General features: G+C 66.8%; 14 protein-coding genes and 2 tRNA genes. 9 read left to right on the forward strand and 7 right to left on the reverse strand.

Annotation, left to right across the window (positions count from 1 at the left end):
* Positions 1–242 precede the first annotated feature (242 nt).
* The 6 genes from BMY03_RS02210 (at position 243) to BMY03_RS02235 (ending at position 11,795) form a co-directional block, all read left to right on the forward strand.
* Complete coding sequence (locus BMY03_RS02210; RefSeq protein ID WP_094010139.1) at positions 243–4,220, forward strand: bifunctional nitrate reductase/sulfite reductase flavoprotein subunit alpha; 3,978 nt, start codon at positions 243–245, stop codon at positions 4,218–4,220.
* A gap of 273 nt (positions 4,221–4,493) precedes the next feature.
* Positions 4,494–7,046: a nitrite reductase large subunit NirB gene (gene nirB, locus BMY03_RS02215; protein ID WP_094010140.1), complete on the forward strand. Its 2,553-nt coding sequence runs from the start codon at positions 4,494–4,496 to the stop codon at positions 7,044–7,046.
* Complete coding sequence (gene nirD, locus BMY03_RS02220) at positions 7,046–7,408, forward strand: nitrite reductase small subunit NirD (protein ID WP_094010141.1); 363 nt, start codon at positions 7,046–7,048, stop codon at positions 7,406–7,408. The genes nirB and nirD overlap by 1 nt, the downstream gene beginning before the upstream one ends.
* Positions 7,409–7,466: 58 nt before the next feature.
* The gene (gene pcaQ / locus BMY03_RS02225; RefSeq protein WP_038705547.1) at positions 7,467–8,399 is read left to right on the forward strand and encodes a pca operon transcription factor PcaQ; all 933 of its coding nucleotides are present in this window, start codon (positions 7,467–7,469) and stop codon (positions 8,397–8,399) included.
* A gap of 61 nt (positions 8,400–8,460) precedes the next feature.
* Positions 8,461–9,153 (forward strand): DUF1266 domain-containing protein, encoded by a 693-nt coding sequence (locus BMY03_RS02230; RefSeq protein WP_038705546.1) that lies wholly within the window; start codon positions 8,461–8,463, stop codon positions 9,151–9,153.
* The gene (locus BMY03_RS02235; RefSeq protein WP_094010142.1) at positions 9,150–11,795 is read left to right on the forward strand and encodes a DUF805 domain-containing protein; all 2,646 of its coding nucleotides are present in this window, start codon (positions 9,150–9,152) and stop codon (positions 11,793–11,795) included. The genes BMY03_RS02230 and BMY03_RS02235 overlap by 4 nt, the downstream gene beginning before the upstream one ends.
* On the opposite strand, the gene BMY03_RS02240 is transcribed toward BMY03_RS02235, so the two are convergent.
* The 3 genes from BMY03_RS02240 to BMY03_RS02250 all read right to left on the reverse strand — a co-directional run bounded on the left by BMY03_RS02240 (position 11,789) and on the right by BMY03_RS02250 (position 13,818).
* Positions 11,789–13,495 carry a molecular chaperone HscC gene (locus BMY03_RS02240; protein ID WP_094010143.1) on the reverse strand — a complete coding sequence of 569 codons (1,707 nt, stop codon included), beginning with the start codon at positions 13,493–13,495 and terminating at the stop codon, positions 11,789–11,791. The two genes, BMY03_RS02235 and BMY03_RS02240, sit on opposite strands and share 7 nt — an antisense overlap.
* A gap of 157 nt (positions 13,496–13,652) precedes the next feature.
* Positions 13,653–13,729, reverse strand: a tRNA-Asp gene (locus BMY03_RS02245).
* Positions 13,730–13,742: 13 nt separating this feature from the next.
* Positions 13,743–13,818 (reverse strand) — tRNA-Val (locus BMY03_RS02250).
* 216 nt (positions 13,819–14,034) lie between these two features.
* Between BMY03_RS02250 and rdgC the strand changes: the two genes are divergently transcribed.
* The gene (rdgC, locus tag BMY03_RS02255) at positions 14,035–14,955 is read left to right on the forward strand and encodes a recombination-associated protein RdgC (protein ID WP_023631647.1); all 921 of its coding nucleotides are present in this window, start codon (positions 14,035–14,037) and stop codon (positions 14,953–14,955) included.
* Positions 14,956–14,959: 4 nt separating this feature from the next.
* Here the strand turns inward: rdgC and BMY03_RS02260 are convergent, their stop codons facing one another.
* Entirely contained in the window at positions 14,960–15,412 is a 453-nt protein-coding gene (locus BMY03_RS02260) for a protein YgfX (RefSeq protein WP_094010144.1), read from the reverse strand.
* Positions 15,396–15,650 (reverse strand): FAD assembly factor SdhE, encoded by a 255-nt coding sequence (locus BMY03_RS02265; protein ID WP_023631750.1) that lies wholly within the window; start codon positions 15,648–15,650, stop codon positions 15,396–15,398. Before BMY03_RS02265 ends, BMY03_RS02260 begins: the two co-directional genes overlap by 17 nt.
* Before the next feature lie 133 nt (positions 15,651–15,783).
* Here BMY03_RS02265 and ygfZ point away from each other — a divergent pair, with 133 nt between their 5' ends.
* Together ygfZ and BMY03_RS02275 are read left to right on the forward strand one after the other, a co-directional pair.
* The gene (ygfZ, locus tag BMY03_RS02270) at positions 15,784–16,725 is read left to right on the forward strand and encodes a CAF17-like 4Fe-4S cluster assembly/insertion protein YgfZ (protein WP_094010145.1); all 942 of its coding nucleotides are present in this window, start codon (positions 15,784–15,786) and stop codon (positions 16,723–16,725) included.
* A 55-nt stretch (positions 16,726–16,780) separates the two neighbouring features.
* Complete coding sequence (locus tag BMY03_RS02275) at positions 16,781–17,587, forward strand: HDOD domain-containing protein (RefSeq protein ID WP_023632685.1); 807 nt, start codon at positions 16,781–16,783, stop codon at positions 17,585–17,587.
* Between the two features lie 43 nt (positions 17,588–17,630).
* Here the strand turns inward: BMY03_RS02275 and BMY03_RS02280 are convergent, their stop codons facing one another.
* Together BMY03_RS02280 and BMY03_RS02285 are read right to left on the reverse strand one after the other, a co-directional pair.
* Entirely contained in the window at positions 17,631–19,010 is a 1,380-nt protein-coding gene (locus BMY03_RS02280; protein WP_094010146.1) for a sensor histidine kinase, read from the reverse strand.
* Complete coding sequence (locus BMY03_RS02285; protein ID WP_038705540.1) at positions 19,003–19,674, reverse strand: response regulator; 672 nt, start codon at positions 19,672–19,674, stop codon at positions 19,003–19,005. Before BMY03_RS02285 ends, BMY03_RS02280 begins: the two co-directional genes overlap by 8 nt.
* Positions 19,675–19,728 lie beyond the last annotated feature (54 nt).

The raw sequence follows: 19,728 nt of genomic DNA on the forward strand, positions 1-19,728 counted from the left end.
TCGACCGATGCCATCCGCTGGTGCGCAGCTCCCCATATCGGTGCGCGTCCCACGCCGGGCGAGCCCACTCTCACAGCAACACCGCGCCCTGCATGAAATGGCCCGGGATTTGCTGTTTGCACGGCATCGAGGCCATCAACGCCGATGGTTCTCTCTCCACGACGAAGGCGCCGTGTTGCCCCGCTTGCCACTTGCAGGCCGGGCAGCCGGCGCCTTTGTCGTTTAGTCAGCAGGAGATCGTGATGAGCGGCAGTGAAGTGCGCAGTGTTTGCCCGTATTGCGGGGTCGGGTGCGGCATCGTCATGCACGTGAAGGGGGGCAAGGTGGTCAAGGTCAGCGGCGACAAGCAGCACCCCAGCAACTTCGGGCGCCTGTGCACCAAGGGGTTGACCGCCCATGTGCCGTTGGAGGTCGGGCGCATGGCCCACGCTTTCGTCCGTGACCAGCGCAGCCAGCAACCAGCCCGTCGCCCGCTGGAGACCGCCATCGCCGAGACGGCCAGGCGCCTGCGCACGATCATCGACACCCACGGCGCCGATGCCGTAGCCCTCTATGTCTCCGGGCAGATGTCGCTGGAGGCACAGTACCTGGCCAACAAACTGGCCAAGGGTTTCATCCGCACCCGCCATATCGAGTCCAACTCACGCCTGTGCATGGCTAGCGCCGGTAGCGGCTACAAGCAATCGCTTGGCGCCGACGGCCCGCCCGGCAGCTACCAGGATTTCGAGCGCGCCGAGGTGTTCCTGGTGATCGGCGCGAACATGGCCGACTGTCACCCGATCCTGTTCCTGCGCCTGCTCGACCGGCTCAAGGCCGGTGCCAGGTTGATCGTCGTCGACCCCCGGCGCAGCGCCACCGCCGACAAGGCCGACCTGTTCCTGCAACTGCGCCCGGGTACCGACCTGGCCCTGCTCAATGGCCTGCTGCACCTGCTGCACGCCAATGGCCATACCGACGCGGACTTCATCGCGCGCCACACCGAAGGCTGGGAGGTACTGCCGGCGTTTCTCGAGGACTACACCCCCGCACGCGTCGCGGCCATCACCGGGCTGGCCGAGGCCGATATCCACGAAGCCGCCCGCCTGATCGGCGCGGCGGGCGAATGGATGAGCTGCTGGACCATGGGCCTGAACCAGAGCATCCACGGCACCTGGCATAGCAATGCTCTGTGCAACCTGCACCTGGCCACCGGCGCCATCTGCCGACCCGGCAGCGGGCCGTTCTCGCTGACCGGCCAACCCAATGCCATGGGCGGCCGCGAGATGGGTTACATGGGACCGGGCCTACCGGGCCAGCGTTCGGCGCAGGTGGCGGCCGACCGCGCCTTCGTCGAAGCGCAATGGCAACTGCCCCCCGGCACCCTGCGCAGTGAAGGAGGCGAAGGCACCGTGGCGCTGTTCGAGCAACTCAAGCAGGGCAAGGTAAAAGCCTGTTGGATCATCTGCAGCAACCCGGTGGCCAGCGTCGCCAACCGCCAGCAGGTGATCGACGGCCTGCGCCAGGCACAACTGGTGATCAGCCAGGACGCCTTCCTCGACACCGAGACCAACCGCTACGCCGACATCCTGCTGCCGGCGGCACTGTGGGCCGAGAGCGAGGGGGTGATGATCAACAGCGAGCGTAACCTGACCTTGATGCCCCGCGCCGTCGAGGCGCCCGGCGAAAGCCTCGAGGACTGGCGCCTGATCGCGCGCGTCGCCTGTGCCATGGGTTATGCGCACGCCTTCGACTACCCCGACGCCGAAGCGGTGTTCGATGAGATCCGCCGCTTCCACAATCCGGACACCGGTTACGACCTGCGCGGCATCGACTATAGCGACCTGCGCCAGGGCCCGCGGCAGTGGCCAAGCGCGCCGGGGCGCAAGGACACTCGCAGCCCGCTGCGCTATGTCGCGCCAGACGCCCCACAGACGCCGGTGTTTCCGACGCACACCGGCAAGGCGCGGTTCTTCGCCCGCCCCTGGCTGCCGCCGGCGGAGCTGCCCGAAGATGCCTTCCCCTTCGTGCTCAACACCGGCCGCGTCCAGCACCAGTGGCACACGCTGACCAAGACCGGCCAGGTACCCAGCCTGAACAAGCTGGAGCCCGGCCCCTTCGTCGAGATCCATCCCGACGACGCCCGGCGCCTGGGCATCGCGCCAAAGGACCAGGTGGCGATCCGCTCGCGCCGTGGCCAGGCCGTACTGCCGGCGCGGCTCAGCGAGCGAGTGCTGCCGGGCAACTGTTTCGCTCCGTTTCACTGGAACGATCTGTACGGCGAGCAACTGGCAATCAACGCGGTGACCTGCGACGCGGTGGACCCAACCTCGCTGCAACCGGCCTTAAAGCATTGTGCCGTGGCCTTGGAAAGGGTCGCTGGCGAGCGCATCGATGTCCTCGAACTGACGCGTGCCTCGGAGCCCATCACCCTGCCCACCGCCACCCTGGCCCGGCTGCTCGGCCTGGAGTCGTTGCCGGCGCCAGTCCTGGCCGAGGACGAGCGCCATTACCTGCAAGGTTTCCTGCTCGGCCTGAGCCAGGCCCACAGCGATGGCGTGCCCTCCCTCCCGCCCAATGCGCCCCTGGCGCCGGGGCGACGCCTGTTCATCGACGGCCTGCTGGCTAGCCTGTACGCCCCGCCCACACCGGCATCTCAAGCAGCGCTCTTGAGCCCTCGCCACCACGTGCTGTGGGCCTCGCAGACCGGCAATAGCGAACAGCTCGCCGAACGCTGCGCCCAGCGCCTGCGCGACGCGGGGCTGGTGGTCGCGCTCAGTTGCATGGAGGCGGTGCGCCCATCCCAACTGCGAGGTGCCGCCAGCCTGCTGCTGATCGCCAGCACCTTCGGCGACGGCGATGCGCCGGACAGCGGCACCGCGTTCTGGCGGGCGCTGCTGGACGACGAAGGCGCCAGTTGCGCCACCCTCCCTTACGCCGTGCTGGCCTTGGGCGATTCAAGCTACGACCAGTTCTGCGGCTTCGGCCGCAAGCTCGACCAACGCCTGGCCGACCTGGGCGCCCAGCGCCTGCTGGATCGGGTCGACTGCGAGCCGGATTGCGAGGCGGCCTTCGGCGCTTGGCTCGATGCCCTGTTGTCCGAGCTTGGCGGTGCCCCGGCGACCACCGCCGCCGCGCCAGTCACCGTCCGCGGCAAACAGCAGCCCTGGCCTGCCACCTTGCGGGAAAACCGCCTGCTCAGCGGCCCGGGTTCAACCAAGGAGACTCGCCAACTGGTCTTCGACCTGTCCGGTAGCGACCTGCGCTATCAACCTGGCGATGCCCTGGGCGTATGGCCGCGCAATTGCCCGGATCTGGTCGACGAGCTGCTCACGCTGATGCAGCTGGAAGGCCAAACCGAGATCGAACTCGAGGGCCATGCCCCAATGCCCCTGCGAACCGCGCTGGAGCGGCACCTGGACATCACCCAGGTCAGCCGCCAGCAGCTCGAAACCTTCAGCCAGCACGCTCCCGACCTGCAACGCCTGCTGCTGCCAGAGTGCAAGGACGAACTCAAGGAATGGTTGTGGGGCCGCCAGCTGGCCGACGTGCTGCGCGAACACCCCCAGGCCTTGCCGCTGGGCAACTGGTTGTCGCTGCTCAAACCCTTGCAGCCGCGCCTGTACTCGATCAGCTCCAGCCCCCGGGCTCATCCCGGCCAGGTGCACCTGACCGTGTCCATCGTGCGCCATGGCGAGCGCAAGGGCGTCTGTTCGAGCTTCCTCGCGGACCGGGCAGCGGCGCTGGAGGTGGGGATATTTGCCCAGCCATCGAAGCACTTCCGCCTGCCCGAGGACGACGGGGTGCCCATCGTCATGATCGGCCCTGGTACCGGTATCGCCCCCTTCCGCGCCTTCCTTGAAGAGCGCGAGGTACGTGGGGCCAAGGGGCGCAACTGGCTGTTCTTCGGTGAGCAGCATGCCGCCTGCGACTTCTATTACCGCGAACAAATGCAGGCCTGGGAGGCCAGCGGGCATGTGCGTCTGAGCACCGCGTTCTCGCGTGACCAGCCGCAAAAGGTCTATGTGCAGCACCGCCTGCTGGAGCACGGCGCCGAGCTGTGGCGCTGGTTGCAGGACGGCGCGCATGTGTATGTCTGTGGCGATGCCCGGTTTATGGCCCGGGACGTGGACGCGGCCTTGCGCCAGCTCGTGGCGGAACATGGTGGCCTGGGCAAGACCATGGCAGCGGCGTACGTCGAGGGGTTGGCGCGGGACAAGCGCTACCGGCGAGATGTGTATTGATGCACCACGGTGGTGAGGCTGCACCCTGTTTGTGCGACCGCATCACATGGCCAACTCATGCCCAAAGGTCTCGTGGCACGCTGCAACCCTCTTGGGAGCGGGCTTGCCCCGCGATGACCGGGAGCCTGGCACATTCCCTGCTTCAACCGATGCACAACAGCCCCAACGACCAACGGCGGTCGACAGGGGCCTCACACTGATGAGTACAGGCAAAGGCGCCTGGAGCTTCGGCTCCAGGCGCCTTTTTCGTTTTTCCGTGATCGAGGATCGGCTATGCAGGCAACAGCGAACGAAGCACAACGAGCGCGACTGGTCATCGTCGGCAACGGCATGGTCGGCCATCACTGCGTCGAGCAACTGATCGAGCGCGGCGCCTTGGCGCGCTTCGAACTGCACGTATTCGCCGAGGAGCGTCAGCGCGCCTATGACCGGGTGCACCTCTCGGAATATTTCACCGGCAGTTGCGCCGAAACCCTGGCCCTGTGCGACCGCGACTACTATGCGAGTAACGGCGTGCACCTGCACCTGGGCGAGGCGGTACTGGACATCGATCGCGAACGCCAGGAAGTGATCACCGCCGAAGGCCGCCTCGGCTACGACCAGTTGATCCTGGCCACCGGTTCCTACCCGTTCGTGCCGCCCATCGAAGGGTCCAGCGGCAATGCGCGCCTGGTCTATCGCACCCTTGAAGACCTCGATGCGATCCGAGCCGCCGCCGGCAGCGCCCGCCGTGGGGTGGTGGTCGGCGGCGGCCTGCTCGGCCTCGAAGCCGCCAACGCCCTCAAGTCGCTAGGCCTGCAAGCGCATGTGGTGGAGTTCGCACCGCGCCTGATGCCGGTCCAACTGGATGGCGAGGGCGGCGCGGCGCTCAAGGCGCGCATCGAGGCGCTGGGCGTGGGCGTGCACCTGGCCCGCGCCACCCAGTCGATCAGCGCTGGCGAACACTACCGCTACCGCATGAACTTCGATGGCGGCGAACACCTGGAAACCGACCTGATCGTGTTTTCCGCCGGCATTCGCCCGCAGGATGCCCTGGGCCGCGCCTGCGGCCTGGAGATCGCCCCTCGCGGCGGCGTGGTGATCGACAGTCAGTGCCGCTCCAGCGACCCACGCATCTTCGCCATTGGCGAATGCGCTTCGTGGAACGGCAGTGTGTTCGGCCTGGTCGCTCCGGGATACGCCATGGCGCGTAACCTGGCTGCCCTGGTGATGGGCGAGTCGGCGGGCGAATTCAGCGGCGCCGACATGTCGACCAAGCTCAAGCTGCTGGGTGTGGACGTCGGCTCCATCGGCGATGCCCAGGGCGTCACGCCGGGCGCGCGCAGCTACCGCTTCATCGACGAGGCCAGCGCCTCATACCGGCGCCTGGTGGTCGATGCCAACGGCAAGCGTGTGCTTGGCGCGGTACTGGTGGGTGACAACAGCTACTACGACACCCTGCTGCAATACGCCCAGAACGGCATCAAGCTACCGGCCGACCCGGCCGCGCTGATTCTGCCCCAGGGCAGCGGCGCACCGGCGCTAGGCGCCGATGCCTTGCCCGACAGCGCGACCATCTGCTCGTGCCACAACGTCAGCAAAGGCGCGGTGTGCGCCGCCATCGACGGTGGCTGCAGCGACCTCGCCAGCGTCAAATCCTGCACCAGGGCGGCCAGCGGTTGCGGCGGTTGCGCGGCGCTGCTCAAGCAAGTGTTCGAGCACGAACTGACCGCCCGCGGCGTGACCGTCGACAAGAGCCTTTGCGAACACTTTGCCTACACCCGTCAGGAGCTCTACGGGCTGGTGCGGGTGGAGGGTATCCGCACTTTCAGCGAGCTGCTCGAACGCCATGGCAAAGGCCACGTGGGGTGCGCCATCTGCAAGCCGGCGGTGGGCAACATCCTCGCCTCGTGCTGGAACCAGCCGATCATGGACCCGGCGCTGGTGCCGCTGCAGGACACCAACGACACCTTCATGGCCAACATGCAGAAGAACGGCAGCTACTCGGTGGTGCCGCGCATTCCCGGCGGCGAGATCACCCCGGAAAAACTCATCGTGATCGGCCAGGTGGCAAAGAAGTACGACCTCTATACCAAGATCACCGGCGGCCAGCGCATCGACCTGTTCGGTGCCCAGTTGCACGAGCTGCCGCTGATCTGGGGCGAGCTGATCGCCGCCGGCTTCGAGACCGGGCACGCCTACGGCAAGTCGACACGGACGGTGAAATCCTGCGTCGGCAGCACCTGGTGCCGCTATGGCGTGCAGGACAGCGTGGCCATGGCCTTGCGCCTGGAGGACCGCTACAAGGGCCTGCGCGCGCCGCACAAGCTCAAGTTCGCGGTGTCTGGCTGCACCCGCGAATGCGCCGAGGCGCAAAGCAAGGACATCGGCGTGATTGCCACCGACAAGGGCTGGAACCTGTACGTGTGCGGCAACGGCGGCATGCGCCCGCGCCACGCCGAACTGTTCGCCACCGACCTGGACGACGAGACCCTGGTACGCCTGATCGACCGTGTGCTGATGTTCTACATCCGCACCGCCGACAAACTGCAGCGCACCTCGGTGTGGCGCGAGGGCCTCGAAGGCGGGCTCGACTACCTCAAGCAGGTGGTGATCGACGACAGCCTGGGCCTGGCCCGCGAACTCGAGACGCAGATGCAGCAGGTGGTCGACCGCTACGAATGCGAATGGGCCAACGCATTGGGCGACCCGGAAAAGCTCAAGCGCTTCCGCACCTTCGTCAATGACCAACGCGCCGATCCGGATGTGCACTTCGTGCGCGAGCGCGGCCAACGCCGGCCGGCGGCGCCCCTGCAGCTGATTCCCACCCATGAGGAGACAATGTGATGAACCTGTCCAACACGGCTGTAGCAAGTGAAACCCGCTGGCAGGCGGTGTGCCAGGCCAGTGACCTGGTCGCCGACTCCGGGGTGGTAGTGTGGCATGCAGGCGAGCAGGTCGCGCTGTTCTACCTGCCGGGGCGGGATCGACAGGTCTACGCGCTGGAAAACCGTGATCCGCGCTCCGGCGCCAATATCATCGGGCGCGGGCTGGTGGCCAGTCTGCAGGGCGAACTGGTAGTCGCGGCGCCGCTCTACAAGCAGCATTTTTGCCTGCACGACGGGCGCTGCCTGGAGGACCCGACACAGGCCTTGCGGGTGTGGACGGTGCGCCTGCGCGGCGGCGAAGTCGAACTGGCCCGTAGCTGATGCTCGAACGGAGCAACCAGACGTTGCAGGTCTGGCCCGCGCGGATACACTGCCGGGCATGAACCTCGATACCCGCATCAAGTTCCGCCACCTGCTGTGCTTCCTGGAGATTGCCCGACAGGGCAGCCTGGCCAGGGCCGCCGACGTGCTGGCGATCAGCCAGCCAGCGATCTCCAAGACCCTCAAGGAGCTGGAGGATCTGCTGGAAGCTCGCCTGTTCGAGCGCAGCCACCAAGGCGCCGCCTTGACCCCGGCCGGTACCCGTTTCATGCGCTATGCCGGCCCCAGCGTGCAGGCGCTGCGTGACGGGGTCGGCAGTTTGCGCGGTGAGGCTCGGGCGCCGTCGCAGGTGCGTATTGGCGTGCTGTCGACAGTCGAAGGGCTGCTGATGCCCGAGGTGCTGTGCCGCCTGCACCAGCAGCACGAGGCATTGGTCATCAGCGTGGTGACCGGGGCCAGCGCCCAGCTGCTTGGGCAGTTGCACCTTGGCGAGCTGGAACTGGTGATCGGTCGCATGACCGACAGCCCGCAGATCCAGGGGCTGTCGTTCGAGCATTTGTACAGCGAGTCGATGACCCTGGTGGTGCGACCCGGGCATCCACTGCTGGCGGCCCAGCCTATTGACCACAGGCAGGTCGGTACCTATCCATTGGTGCTGCCACCGCCCGGCACGACCATTCGCCAGCACGCCGACAGCTTGTTCGTGCAATGCGCCATCCCGCTGCCGGCACAACGCCTGGAAACCCTGTCGCTAGCCTTGAGCAGGCGCTACGTGCTGGGCAGCGAGGCGGTCTGGGTGGCCCCGCGCGACGCCGTGCTGATCGACCTCGGGCGGGGCGAACTTGCCGAACTCGACCTGGGCGTGCGCGAACCGGGCGGCTCGGTGGGGATCTGCCGCAATGCCGCCCTGGCACAGAGCCTGCCGGCGCAGTGGGTGTGCGAGGTGCTCCGGGAGGTGGCCGAAGCCTATCGACTCGGCGTATACCCCTGAAAACCGGCCCGCGGTTTCCTATACAATCCACGCCAGTTCCCAGCGCCTCCAGGACCCCTTCATGGACGAAACCGCGCAGCACTGGCTGCATGCCCTCTCCGCCCCCATGGCCGCCCTCAACGGCGCCAGCTACACCGCCCCCGATTACTTCGAAGGCGAAGACCAGACCGATCTGGAACGCTGGTGGGGGATCAGCGACCGTGCCCAGTTGCTGGATATGCTGAACATGGCCGACAACGGCCACGCCACCGAAATGAGCGAAGCCTACTGGCAGTACCAGCGCTGCCTGCCCAGCCAGTGGCAGGCCCTGCTCGACACCCTGCCCCCACGCGAACGCATCCGCCACGAATATGCCGCACGCACCTTCCCCGACTGCGGCCCGGGCGGCACCCGCGCCTGGGACCTGGGGCGCATGAGCTTCCTGCTGCGCGCCGGGGTCAAGAAAGGCCTGATCGATCGCGACGAAAGCCTCTACCTGCACTACCGCCTGGCGCTGCGCGCCCGCCACTACTACAACCGCTGGGATTGCTACCTGGCCGGCTACCTGTTCGGCAAGGCGCTGTGGAATGTCAGCGACAGCAGCGACGAGACCCTGGCCGCCGATCTCGAGCGCCAGGGCAGCGAACACTGGAACCGCTGCATCCTGCTTAACCTGCGTCTCGGCGCCCATGAGCTGCTGGCCGGGCTGCCCTGGGACATGGACCTGCCGGAACCTGCGCGCCCCGCCACCCTGGAAGAGGACTGCTGGTCATGAGTTGCTGGATTCGCCTGGGGATCGAACCGACCCAGGACCTGGACGCCATCCGCCTGGCCTACCGCGGCCGCCTGCCCGCGCACCATCCGGAAACCGACCCGGAAGGTTTCCAGGCCCTGCGTGCGGCATACGAGGAAGCGCTGCGCCTGGCCCGCGAGCAGGAAACCCAGGAGGCCGAGCCAAGGGTCGCCGAGGACACTCCCCATCCGGCGCTGCAGCACTTCCATCGCCTGCTCGAGGAGCCGTCCCTGCGCTTCGACCCACAAGCCTGGCAGGGCTACATCGCCGAGCTGGACGAACTGCCACTGGACGAACTGGACGACCTCGGCTGGCAGCTGCTGCACACACTGCGCGACTGCGGGCCGCTGTCCCATCACTGCGCGGGTCTGCTGGCCCGGCGCCTGGGCTGGGCCGAGCAGTTGCTGCGCCTGGACAACCCCCACGAAGTGGAAGCCTTCCTCGACCGTCTCGCGCAGCCGGATCCCTTCGATACCGCCTGCATGCGCGACTGGCCAGCCCCGGCGCAAATGGAGAGCCTGTGGTATTTCCGCAGCCTCGAATACTGCTACCAGCACCGTCCATTGTTCGAGTACGAGCAGTTCGCCAGCGTGCATACCTGCCTGGCGATCCCGGACGACCCGGCACTGGTACAGCGCCTGCTGGTGCAGTTCAGCCAGGCCGGCATCGCCAGCCGGACCTTCCACGGCATGCTCCAGGCACAACAGGCGCAAACCCCGGACGATGCCGACCTGCTCTACCTGCTGGCCCGCCAGGCCGATGCCCTGGGGGCCGAGCAACAAGCCCTGGACTGCTGGTTGCGGCTGTACCGCCAACACCAGCATCCACAGGCCGAGCGCTGGCTGATCGACCTCTGTGCCCGCCATCAGCCCCAGCGCCTGCCCCTGCTGATCCAGGCCTTCGACCGCCTGCACACGCCAGCCGGCTGGCCCCAAGACCTTGGCGACCCGGCCCAGGCATGGGGCAGCCCGGGGCAGTCAGCGCAGACCTTGGCGCGCTGGTCCGAAGCCTCGCGCCTGGGGCTGGACGGCATCGCCAGCACCTTCGTCGACTGGCATCTGGACGGTGACGACGAACTGCCCCTGCTGGCCTGGCTGCTGCAGGAGCAGCCGGAGCAGAACCTGCACCGCCTGTATTGGCATGCCTGGGCCCTGCAGCGCGGCGAGGCCGGTTTGCTGCGCCTGGTCCTTGCCCAGCCACCGGCCGAGGACGCCCTCGACGCGCTGATCCTCGAGGGCTTCCAGCGCCAGGCAAGCCAGCAGTTGCATTGGCTCGATCAGGCTCCTGTGGTCCAGGCGCTGACGCAGCTCTGCGCCAGCGATGATCCGGCGGTTACCTTGCCCGAGGCCCTGACCGAAGATGCCATTCGCCCGGTCTGCCGTGAATGGCTGCGGCGCATGCGGGTCTATCCGGCCCATGCCCTGCACACGCTCAACCGTCAGTTCGACATGCGCCGCCTGTTCACCACGCCATTCGCCCTGCAACTGCAGGACCGCCTGGCCGAAGCCGGGGTCCTGTTGCCGCCGATGCCCGAAGGGGAGGCACTGTGGCAGTGGCACCGCCAGCAGCTGTTCATGCTGGCGCTGCTGGAGCAACCTTCACGTTGGCTGGCACTGATCGACCCGGCCTTGCCCGCGCAGCTGCACTACCCGGCCGAGCATCCGTTCGCTCCGACACACGCCCTGCTCGGTCAACTGCTGACCAGCCCCGAAGGCGCCAGTGGGCTGCTCGGCAGCCTGGATATCCGCGACCCGGTACAAGCGCTGATCTCGGCACGCCTGCTGACCTTGCAACAGGTGCTCAACAGCACGCGCCTGCCCAACGCCGCGCAACTGCTGGCTTGCCTGGACAACGACGACGGCGGGCTGCGTACCGATTACGCACTGGGCTACCTGCTGTTCTGCGCAGTGCTGCACCACGATCCGTCGCTGGACGAACCACAACGCTGCGCGTTGCGCGACCGCATGCAGGCGCTGGACCTGCAAGACGACTGGTTCGAAGCGCTACGCCGGGGGCTGCTGGACGGCCAGGCCAAACACCCGCCGGCTGCCGCGATACGCGCGCAAGGCCTCGACAGCCGCACGGTCGACGAGGTACTGGATGCGCTGAACAGCCTGCTGAACACTTGCACCCCACCCAAGACCCGGGTGCTGCGCGCCCTGCAAAAGGTCAAGGACGACCCGGAACAGGACCCCGGCCTGCGCTGCGCGATCATGGCTGTGCTGTCATGGAGCGAACGCCTGCTGCTGGACATGATCAAGGAACCGCCGGCACCGATGTGGGCGTTCTGGAAGCTCAAGAGTCGACTGAACCGCACGGGCCTAGCCGTGCACGTGGCAATCATCGCCTTGGGCGCCAGCCTGATGCTGCATATCCCGGCGATGTTGGTGGCGATCAGCATCCTGTCGATCAGCGGCTTCCTGCGCCGCCTGCGCGACCTCGGCCACGGCGTGCCGGCACTGCTGCTGGTAATGGTGCTGACCCGTGTGTTGCCGTTCTCGTCACTGGTGCTGCTGGGCCTGCCCGGCGACAAGCTGCCAAACCGTTACGGCCCGGTACCGGGCAAAGGGCAGCCGCTGGAGGGCGGCCTGCAGGCCACCCTGCGCCGGCTCAACGCTCAGTAACGCAGCTCGTCGAGCGCCTGGCTCAATGCCTGGCGCTCACGGCTGATCTCGCTGGCCTGCTGCCCGGCCAGCACGGCATTGAAGGCGTCCAGCCAGTTGCCGATCAGCTCGCGCTCGTCGCCCAGGCTCTGCATCCAGGCTCGCTCCAGGCGGGCCAGCAAGGTGCGGTTGGGCAGCGTGTCACGTGGGTGGATCTTCAATTTTGCCAGGCGCTCCTCACTGGCCTGGCGTGCCTGCGCATCCAGCCCGGTGGGGCTGCGGTCGATACTGTGGCTATGCTTCTGGCCGCTCTCGAGGAAGGTCACGTCCACTTCCAGCAGGCCGTTGATGTCGTAGCTGAAGCGCACGTCCAGCGACTGGATCTCGCCGGTCGACTGCAACGGAATCTCGAAACTGTCCACCAGGATGTTGTCCCGCACCCATGGCCGCTCGCCCTGGTACACGGCGATGCGCACGAACTTCTGTTCCGGGTGGCTGCTGTAGAAACGCTGCACCTTGGACGTGGGGATGATCGTGTTGCGCTCGATGATCGGCGAGAAGGCGCCGGTGACATCTTCGCCCCGGGACGAGGCCACGCCGAGGGTATAGGGACAGACATCGGTCAGGATCAGTTCGTCGATGGCCTCGTCGCGGGCCTTGCACGCCGCCTGGCTGGCGGCGCCGAGGGCGACGATGGTATCCGGGTCCAGGTGCCGGTACGGCAGGCGGCCAAACAGCTTGGCCACCAGTTGCTGCACCTGCGGCATGCGCGTGGCGCCGCCGACCAGCACCAGGCTGTCCAGCTCCCGCGGGCTCAAGCGGGCATCGCGCAGGGCCTGTTCGATGGGGGTGCGCACCCGTGCCAGCAAGGGTGCCCAGATCGCCTGCAGCTTCTGCTCGTCCAACTGCCACTCGCGGGGCTGGCCATCCATGCTCCAGGCAAAGGTGCGACTGCCCTCGCCCACCTCGCACTTGAGCTGCTCGATGGCGTCGTGCAGGCTGGCCAGGGCCTGGGGTTCCAGGTCCTCGGCCTTGAGGTTCCAGTCACGCAGGCAGGCCTGCAGCAGCGCCTCGGTGAAATCCTCGCCGCCCAGGTAGTTGTCGCCGGTAGAGGCATGCACCTCGATCAACGGCAGGGCGTACTCCAGTACCGTGACGTCGAAGGTGCCACCACCCAGGTCAAACACCAGGGTGCGCTCGAACTTCTGCTCATGCAGGCCGTAGGCCATCGCGGCGGCGGTGGGTTCGTTGATCAGCCGCTGGACCTTGAGCCCGGCCAGTTCGGCCGCGAACACCGTGCGTTTGCGCTGCTCGTCGCTGAAATAGGCCGGCACCGAGATCACCGCCTCGCTCACCGGGCAGCCCAGATAGGCCTCGGCGTCCTGCTTGAGCGAACCCAGTACCAGCGCTGACAGTTCTTCAGGGGTGAAGCGGTGTTCGCCCAGGGCGTAACGCTTGTCGCTGCCCATGAAGCGCTTGAACGCCGCGGCGCTGCGTTGCGGGTGGGTAGTCAGGCGTGCTCTGGCGGCCTGGCCGACGAGGATGCTGCCATCGTCATCGACGCTGACCACTGACGGCGTCAGCACCTCACCCAGGGCATTGGCGATCAGCCGCGCTTCGCCATCCTGCCAGACGGCGATCAGGCTGTTGGTGGTACCCAGGTCGATTCCCAGCAAGGGAGTGGCGTGTGTCGGAGCGGTAGAGAGGCTGGCATCCTGCATGGTCGGTCTCTTGCTTGCGGTAGGAACCGGCGCAAGGCCTGCTGGCCACTTGCGGCGGACAGGGGGATTCTGACGCAACGCCAGAAACAAAAAAAGCGACCCTAAGGTCGCTTTCTCTGTTGCTTCCGGGTGTTCAGTGGGCCCTGGAAGCTTAATATGGCGCGGCGGACGGGACTCGAACCCGCGACCCCCGGCGTGACAGGCCGGTATTCTAACCGACTGAACTACCGCCGCGCTATACATCGAGTGGTGGGTGATGACGGGATCGAACCGCCGACCCTCTGCTTGTAAGGCAGATGCTCTCCCGGCTGAGCTAATCACCCTTCGTCTCGGTGTGGCGCGCATTCTACGGAGGACCTCCTACCCTGGCAAGCACTTTTTTCAAAAAAAATGAAAAAAATTTCCAGGCCTTTCAAAGACCTAGCCGCGCCGCGATTTTCTTCCTCTATATAGGACTGCTGGCCCTCTGACAGGGTTGGCCTGGAACCGTCGCTCGGAGAATAATGCCCGCCTTATGTATTAAGGAGAGATTCCCCCTCATGTGGTTCAAGAACCTGCTGTCCTATCGCCTGACCCAGGAAGTACCGTTCGAGGCCGAGGCCCTGGAGGCCGCCCTGGCCAGCAAGCCGGCCCGCCCCTGCGCCAGCCAGGAACTGACCACCTACGGTTTCGTCGCACCGTTCGGCAAGGGCGAGGATGCCCCCCTGGTTCACGTCAGTGGCGAATTCATGCTGATCGCCGCACGTAAAGAAGAGCGAATCCTGCCCAGCAGCGTTGTCAACGACGCGGTCAAGGAGAAGGTCGAGGAGATCGAGGCCGAGCAGATGCGCAAGGTCTACAAGAAGGAACGTGACCAGATCAAGGACGAGATCATCCAGGCCTTCCTGCCGCGCGCTTTCATTCGTCGTTCGATGATCTTCGCCGCCATCGCCCCGCGCCTGGGCATGATCCTGGTCAACTCGGCCAGCGCCAAGCGCGCCGAAGACCTGCTGTCGACCCTGCGTGAAGTGATCGGTTCGCTGCCGGTGCGCCCGGCCACCGTGAAGATCGCGCCAAGCGCGACCATGACCGACTGGGTCAAGTCGCAACAGGCCGCCGAAGGCTTCTACGTCCTCGACGAGTGCGAACTGCGTGACACCGCCGAAGACGGCGGCATCGTGCGCTGCAAGCGTCAGGACCTGACCGGCGAGGAAATCCAGCTGCACCTGAGCACCGGCAAGGTGGTCACCCAGCTGGCCCTGGCCTGGCAGGACAAACTGTCGTTCGTGCTCGACGACAAGATGGTGATCAAGCGCCTGAAGTTCGAGGAGCTGCTGCAAGAGCAGGCCGAGCAGGATGGTGGCGACGAGGCCCAGCAACAGTTCGACGCCAGCTTCCTGCTGATGATGATGACCTTCACCGAGTTCCTGCCGGTGCTGTTCGAAGCACTCGGCGGCGAAGAGATCCCGCAGGGGGTCTGACCCTTCAGGCCGGCGCGGCCCAGCGGCGCCGACTGAACTTCAGCCGCACCCGCAGCCTTCGATGCTGTTCCTGCGCCAGGGCATCCTTGGGGATGCACTGGCTCTGGCTGAACCATTGCCCCTTGCGCACGAAGCGCAGCACTACCACCGCGGGCAAGGCAACGCTGTCACGGCACAGGCGCGCTGGCTGCCACCCCCGGGCACGACTGTATATATGCCAGCCACGCGACTCGCGACGCAGGCCGGTGACGGCGCCGGGGTGGGTCAGCAGGATCCGGCGGGGAATGGCCCAGCAGGCGTGGGCAAGGGAGGCAATGACCAGCAGGCCCTTCAGCCAACCGGGCAACGCGACCACAACGCCGACGATGAGTGCCAGCGCCAGGCAGGCGAGATAGGCCGCCAGCAACAGGCGTGAGCCCTGCCAACGGCATTCGAAACAATCACTTGGGCTGGACACGATCCAGAATGATGCGGACCATGCGCTGCAGCTCCGGATCTTCGGACTCGGTACGCTCCATGAACCAGCCGAACATGTCCTGGTCCTCGCAGGTCAGCAGGCGACGGTACAGCTCGCGGTCCGCTTCGCTCAGGCTCGGGTAGACTTCCTGGGTGAACGGTACCAGCAGCACGTCCAGTTCCAGCATGCCGCGACGGCTGTGCCAGAAAAGCCGATTGAGTTCAGTTTGTTCGACCATGGGGCCCTCCTCGAATGGTCGCGCAGTATACCGCGCAGCGAATGAAGCGGCACAAGGCGTTGGTCTACTCACCTACCTATTTTGTTACCGGCGTTCTATGATGGCCGCCAGTCTTTAGCTACCGCGATGACCCATGGCCGATTCCGCTTTCTTCTGTTCCCTCTCCCATGAGGGCATCCTCGCCGTCCGCGGCTCCGACGCCGGCAAGTTCCTGCAGGGTCAAGTCACCTGCAACATCAGCTATCTCAGCGAAGCCCATGCGAGCCTTGGTGCCCGCTGCACGGTCAAGGGCCGCATGCAATCGAGCTTCCGTATCCTGCCCGAGGGCAACGGCTACCTGCTGGCCATGGCCAGCGAGCTGCTCGAGGCGCAGTTGGCCGACCTGAAGAAGTACGCGGTGTTCTCCAAGGCCACGCTGAGCGACGACAGCGCCGCCTGGGCGCGCTTCGGCCTGCAGCGCGGCGACGCGGCCCTGCAGGCGCTGAGCTTGAGCGTGGCGGACGAGGCCGGCGCGACCGCGCGTCATGATGGCCTGATCGCCGTCCGCGCCTCGGCCGGCCGGGTCGAACTGTGGGCGCCTGCCGAGCGGGCAAGCGCTGTGCGTGAGGCCCTCGCCGCCGCGCTGCCGGAGGGCACGCTCAACGACTGGCTGCTCGGCCAGGTGCGCGCGGGCATCGGCCAGGTCATGGGCCCGACCCGCGAGCTGTTCATCCCGCAGATGATCAACCTGCAGGCCGTCGATGGCGTCAGCTTCAAGAAGGGCTGCTACACCGGCCAGGAGATCGTCGCCCGCATGCAGTACCTGGGCAAGCTCAAACGCCGCCAGTATCGCCTGGCGCTGGCCGAGACAGCGGTACCCGAGCCGGGCGCCGAGATCTTCTCGCCAACCCACGGCTCGTCGGTCGGCGAGGTGGTGATAGCCGCCAGCAGCGGCAGCGCCGTCGAACTGCTGGCCGTGCTCAGCGCCGATGCGGTGGTGGACGACAACCTGCATCTGGGCAGCCTCGAAGGCCCGCGCCTGACGCTCCTCGACCTGCCTTACGAACTGGACCGCGACCGGGAAATCCAGCGCTGACCAGCCCGCCCCGGCTTCATGCCGGGGCTGCACCACCTTTGCCGTAGAGAAGTCCATGAACAAGCTGGCCGAGAAGGTCCAAGCGCAATTGCTCGCCGCCATCGACCGGGACGACCTGGTCCTGCCGACGCTTCCGGAAGTTGCCCTGAGCATTCGCGAAGCCGCCGAAGACAGCGAGATCAGCGTGTCCGCCTTGAGCAAGGTGATCGGCCGCGACGCCGCCCTGTCGGCACGCCTGATCAAGGTGGTCAACAGCCCGCTGCTGCGCGCCGCCGTCGAAGTCACCGACCTGCACACCGCGATCACCCGCCTGGGCATCAACTACAGCTGCAACCTGGCCATCGGCCTGGTGATCGAGCAGATCTTCCATGCCCGCGCCCCGGCGGTCGAACACAAATTGCGCGATATCTGGGCCAACAGCCTGGATGTGGCGGGCATCAGCTATGAACTGTGCCGACGCTACACCCAACTCAAGCCCGACCAGGCTACCCTCGGCGGGCTGGTGCACCAGATCGGCGCGTTGCCGGTGCTGATCTATGCCGAAGAGCACAACGAACTGCTGTCCGACCCGATCTGCCTGCATTTCGTGATCGAGCAGATCCAGCCAGTGCTGGGCGACAAGATCCTCAGTGCCTGGGAGTTCCCCGAGCAGCTGGTCAACCTGCCCAGCCAGGTGCAGGACCTGGACCGGCGCACCGACCAGATCGACTACATCGACATCGTCCAGATCGCCCGCTGCATCAGCCAGCGCGAGCGCAGCCGGCCACTGGCCGCCCTGCCCGCCTACCGGCACCTGGGGCTGCCCTATGGCACCGAACTGGATATCGCCGAACTGCTGGATGCGCGGAGCATGTTGCGCTGAATCGACAGGGCTGATCGCGGGGCAAGCCCCGCGACAGCCGACATCAATCCGCGATAAAACTCACCCGCACCTTCAACCCGCCGCGCTCGCCGTCATGCAGGCTGATCTGCGCCAGGTGCGCCCGGCAGATCTCGCCGACGATGGCCAGCCCCAGCCCGCTGCCCTGGGCGCTGCGCCGGTAGAAGCGCTCGAACACCCGCTCACGCTCATCCTGCGGGATCCCCGGCCCATCGTCCTCGACTTCGAGGACCGCCGGCGCCAGGACCCGCAAGACCACGTCGCCACCGGGCGGGGTGTGGGCCAGGGCATTGTCCACCAGGTTGCTGAGCAGCTCGTTGAGCAAGGTTGGTTCGCCCTTGAGCCATACCGGGGCCTCGGCCTCCAGCGCCAGGGCAACGCCGCGGGCATGGGCCAGCGGCGCCATGGCCATGCCCAGCTCGCGGGCCAGCTGGCTCAGGTCCAGGCGCTGGGCACCGCCTTCGGCGATGGCCCGGGCGCCGTTCTCCACACGCGCCAACGACAGCAGCTGGTTAGCCAGGTGGGTGAGTCGGTCCGTGCCCAGGGCTGCCGCCTCCAGGGTCTTGCGCCACTCCTCCGGCTCCCGCGAACGCAGGCCCAGCTCGACCCGCGCCTTGAGCGCCGCCAACGGCGTGCGCAGCTCGTGGGCGGCATCGGCGATGAACTGCGCCTGGCGCTCGAACTGGCCACGCAGCCGCTCGGTGAAATGGTTGAGCGCACGCACCAGCGGCCCCAGTTCACGTTGCACCTGCACCACCGGCAAGGCGCGCAGGTCGTCCGGCTGGCGCTCTTCCACCGCCGTGCGCAAGCGCTCCAGGGGACGCAGCGCGGCGCTCACCGCGAACCACACCATCACCAGCGCGCCGAAGGCCAGCATCCCCAGGCGCAGCAGGGTGTCGGCCATCAGCCCGCGGGCCATGCGCACCCGCGCCTCCTCGGTCTCGGCCACGCGGATCTCGGCCATGCCGTTCATGTTCGGCTCGCTCACCGCCTTGAGAAGGCTGACCACACGCACATCCTGGCCCAGGTAGGTGGCATTGTAGAAACGCGCCAGCGCCGGGTAGTCGTCGGTGCGCGGCGTGCCCGGTGGCGGGGGCGGCAGGTGCTCGTAGCCGGAAATCAGCTTCTGGTTGATGTCCAAAACCTGGTAGTAGATACGCCCGGCGCTGTCATAGGCGAAGGTGTCCAGGGCCACGTAGGGCACATCGGCGCTGAGGGTGCCGTCGCGCTGCGACAGGCCGGCGGCGATGGTCCGCGCCGACGCCAGCAGGGTCCGGTCATAGGCGGTGTCGGCGGCTTCGCGGCCATTCCAGTAGGCGCTCAGGCCGCTGGCCAACATCAGCACCACCAGCAGCAGCGCCAGGTTGCCCAGCAGGCGCCCGCGCAGGCTGCCGTTGTCACGCATCGCGGTGCTCGAGCAGGTAGCCCAGGCCACGGAAGGTGACGATGGCCACCGGGTGACCGTCGAGCTTCTTGCGCAGGCGGTGAATGTAGATCTCGATGGCATCGGGGCTGGCCTCCTCGTCAAGGCCGAACACCTGCGCCGCCAGCTGCTCCTTGCTCATCACCCGGCCGGGGCGGGCGATCAGCGCCTCGAGCACGCTCTGTTCGCGCTGGGTCAAGGTCAGCGGCTCGCCGTCCAGGCCGAAGCGCCGGGTATCCAGGTCATAGACCAGCGGGCCGCAACGCTGCTGGCGCTCGCCGCCGAGCACGCTGCGCCGCAGCAAGGCCTTGACCCTTGCTTCCAGCTCGGTCAGCTCGAAGGGTTTGGCCAGGTAGTCGTCGGCGCCGAGGTTCAGCCCATGCACCCGGTCCTTCACATCGCTGCGGGCGGTGAGCATCAGCACTGGCAACGTCTTGCCGCGGCCGCGCAAACGCGCCAGCACTTCGAAGCCGTCCATGCGCGGCAGGCCGACATCCAGCACCGCCACGGCATAGTCCTCACTGGCCAGGGCCAGGTCGGCGGCCACGCCGTCATGCAGCACGTCCACGGTCAGGCCCTGGCTCTTGAGGGCCTGGGCCACGCTTTCGGCCAGTTGCAGATGGTCTTCGACCAGCAGCACACGCATCGGATTCTCCCTGTTCGGCTGGGCTTTTTGCGCGGAGTGTACCGCCGTGGCGAG

Origin of the sequence: Pseudomonas soli (assembly GCF_900110655.1) — a bacterium.
Taxonomy (GTDB): domain Bacteria; phylum Pseudomonadota; class Gammaproteobacteria; order Pseudomonadales; family Pseudomonadaceae; genus Aquipseudomonas; species Aquipseudomonas soli.

Bases quoted from the DNA above. Each gene is read 5' to 3' on its own strand.
- rdgC (WP_023631647.1), top strand. From the start codon at position 14,035: ATGTGGTTCAAGAACCTGCTGTCCTATCGCCTGACCCAGGAAGTACCG.
- BMY03_RS02285 (WP_038705540.1), bottom strand. From the start codon at position 19,674: ATGCGTGTGCTGCTGGTCGAAGACCATCTGCAACTGGCCGAAAGCGTG.
- BMY03_RS02210 (WP_094010139.1), top strand. From the start codon at position 243: ATGAGCGGCAGTGAAGTGCGCAGTGTTTGCCCGTATTGCGGGGTCGGG.
- ygfZ (WP_094010145.1), top strand. From the start codon at position 15,784: ATGGCCGATTCCGCTTTCTTCTGTTCCCTCTCCCATGAGGGCATCCTC.
- BMY03_RS02235 (WP_094010142.1), top strand. From the start codon at position 9,150: ATGAGTTGCTGGATTCGCCTGGGGATCGAACCGACCCAGGACCTGGAC.
- BMY03_RS02265 (WP_023631750.1), bottom strand. From the start codon at position 15,650: ATGGTCGAACAAACTGAACTCAATCGGCTTTTCTGGCACAGCCGTCGC.
- BMY03_RS02280 (WP_094010146.1), bottom strand. From the start codon at position 19,010: ATGCGTGACAACGGCAGCCTGCGCGGGCGCCTGCTGGGCAACCTGGCG.
- BMY03_RS02230 (WP_038705546.1), top strand. From the start codon at position 8,461: ATGGACGAAACCGCGCAGCACTGGCTGCATGCCCTCTCCGCCCCCATG.
- pcaQ (WP_038705547.1), top strand. From the start codon at position 7,467: ATGAACCTCGATACCCGCATCAAGTTCCGCCACCTGCTGTGCTTCCTG.
- BMY03_RS02275 (WP_023632685.1), top strand. From the start codon at position 16,781: ATGAACAAGCTGGCCGAGAAGGTCCAAGCGCAATTGCTCGCCGCCATC.
- nirB (WP_094010140.1), top strand. From the start codon at position 4,494: ATGCAGGCAACAGCGAACGAAGCACAACGAGCGCGACTGGTCATCGTC.
- nirD (WP_094010141.1), top strand. From the start codon at position 7,046: ATGAACCTGTCCAACACGGCTGTAGCAAGTGAAACCCGCTGGCAGGCG.
- BMY03_RS02240 (WP_094010143.1), bottom strand. From the start codon at position 13,495: ATGCAGGATGCCAGCCTCTCTACCGCTCCGACACACGCCACTCCCTTG.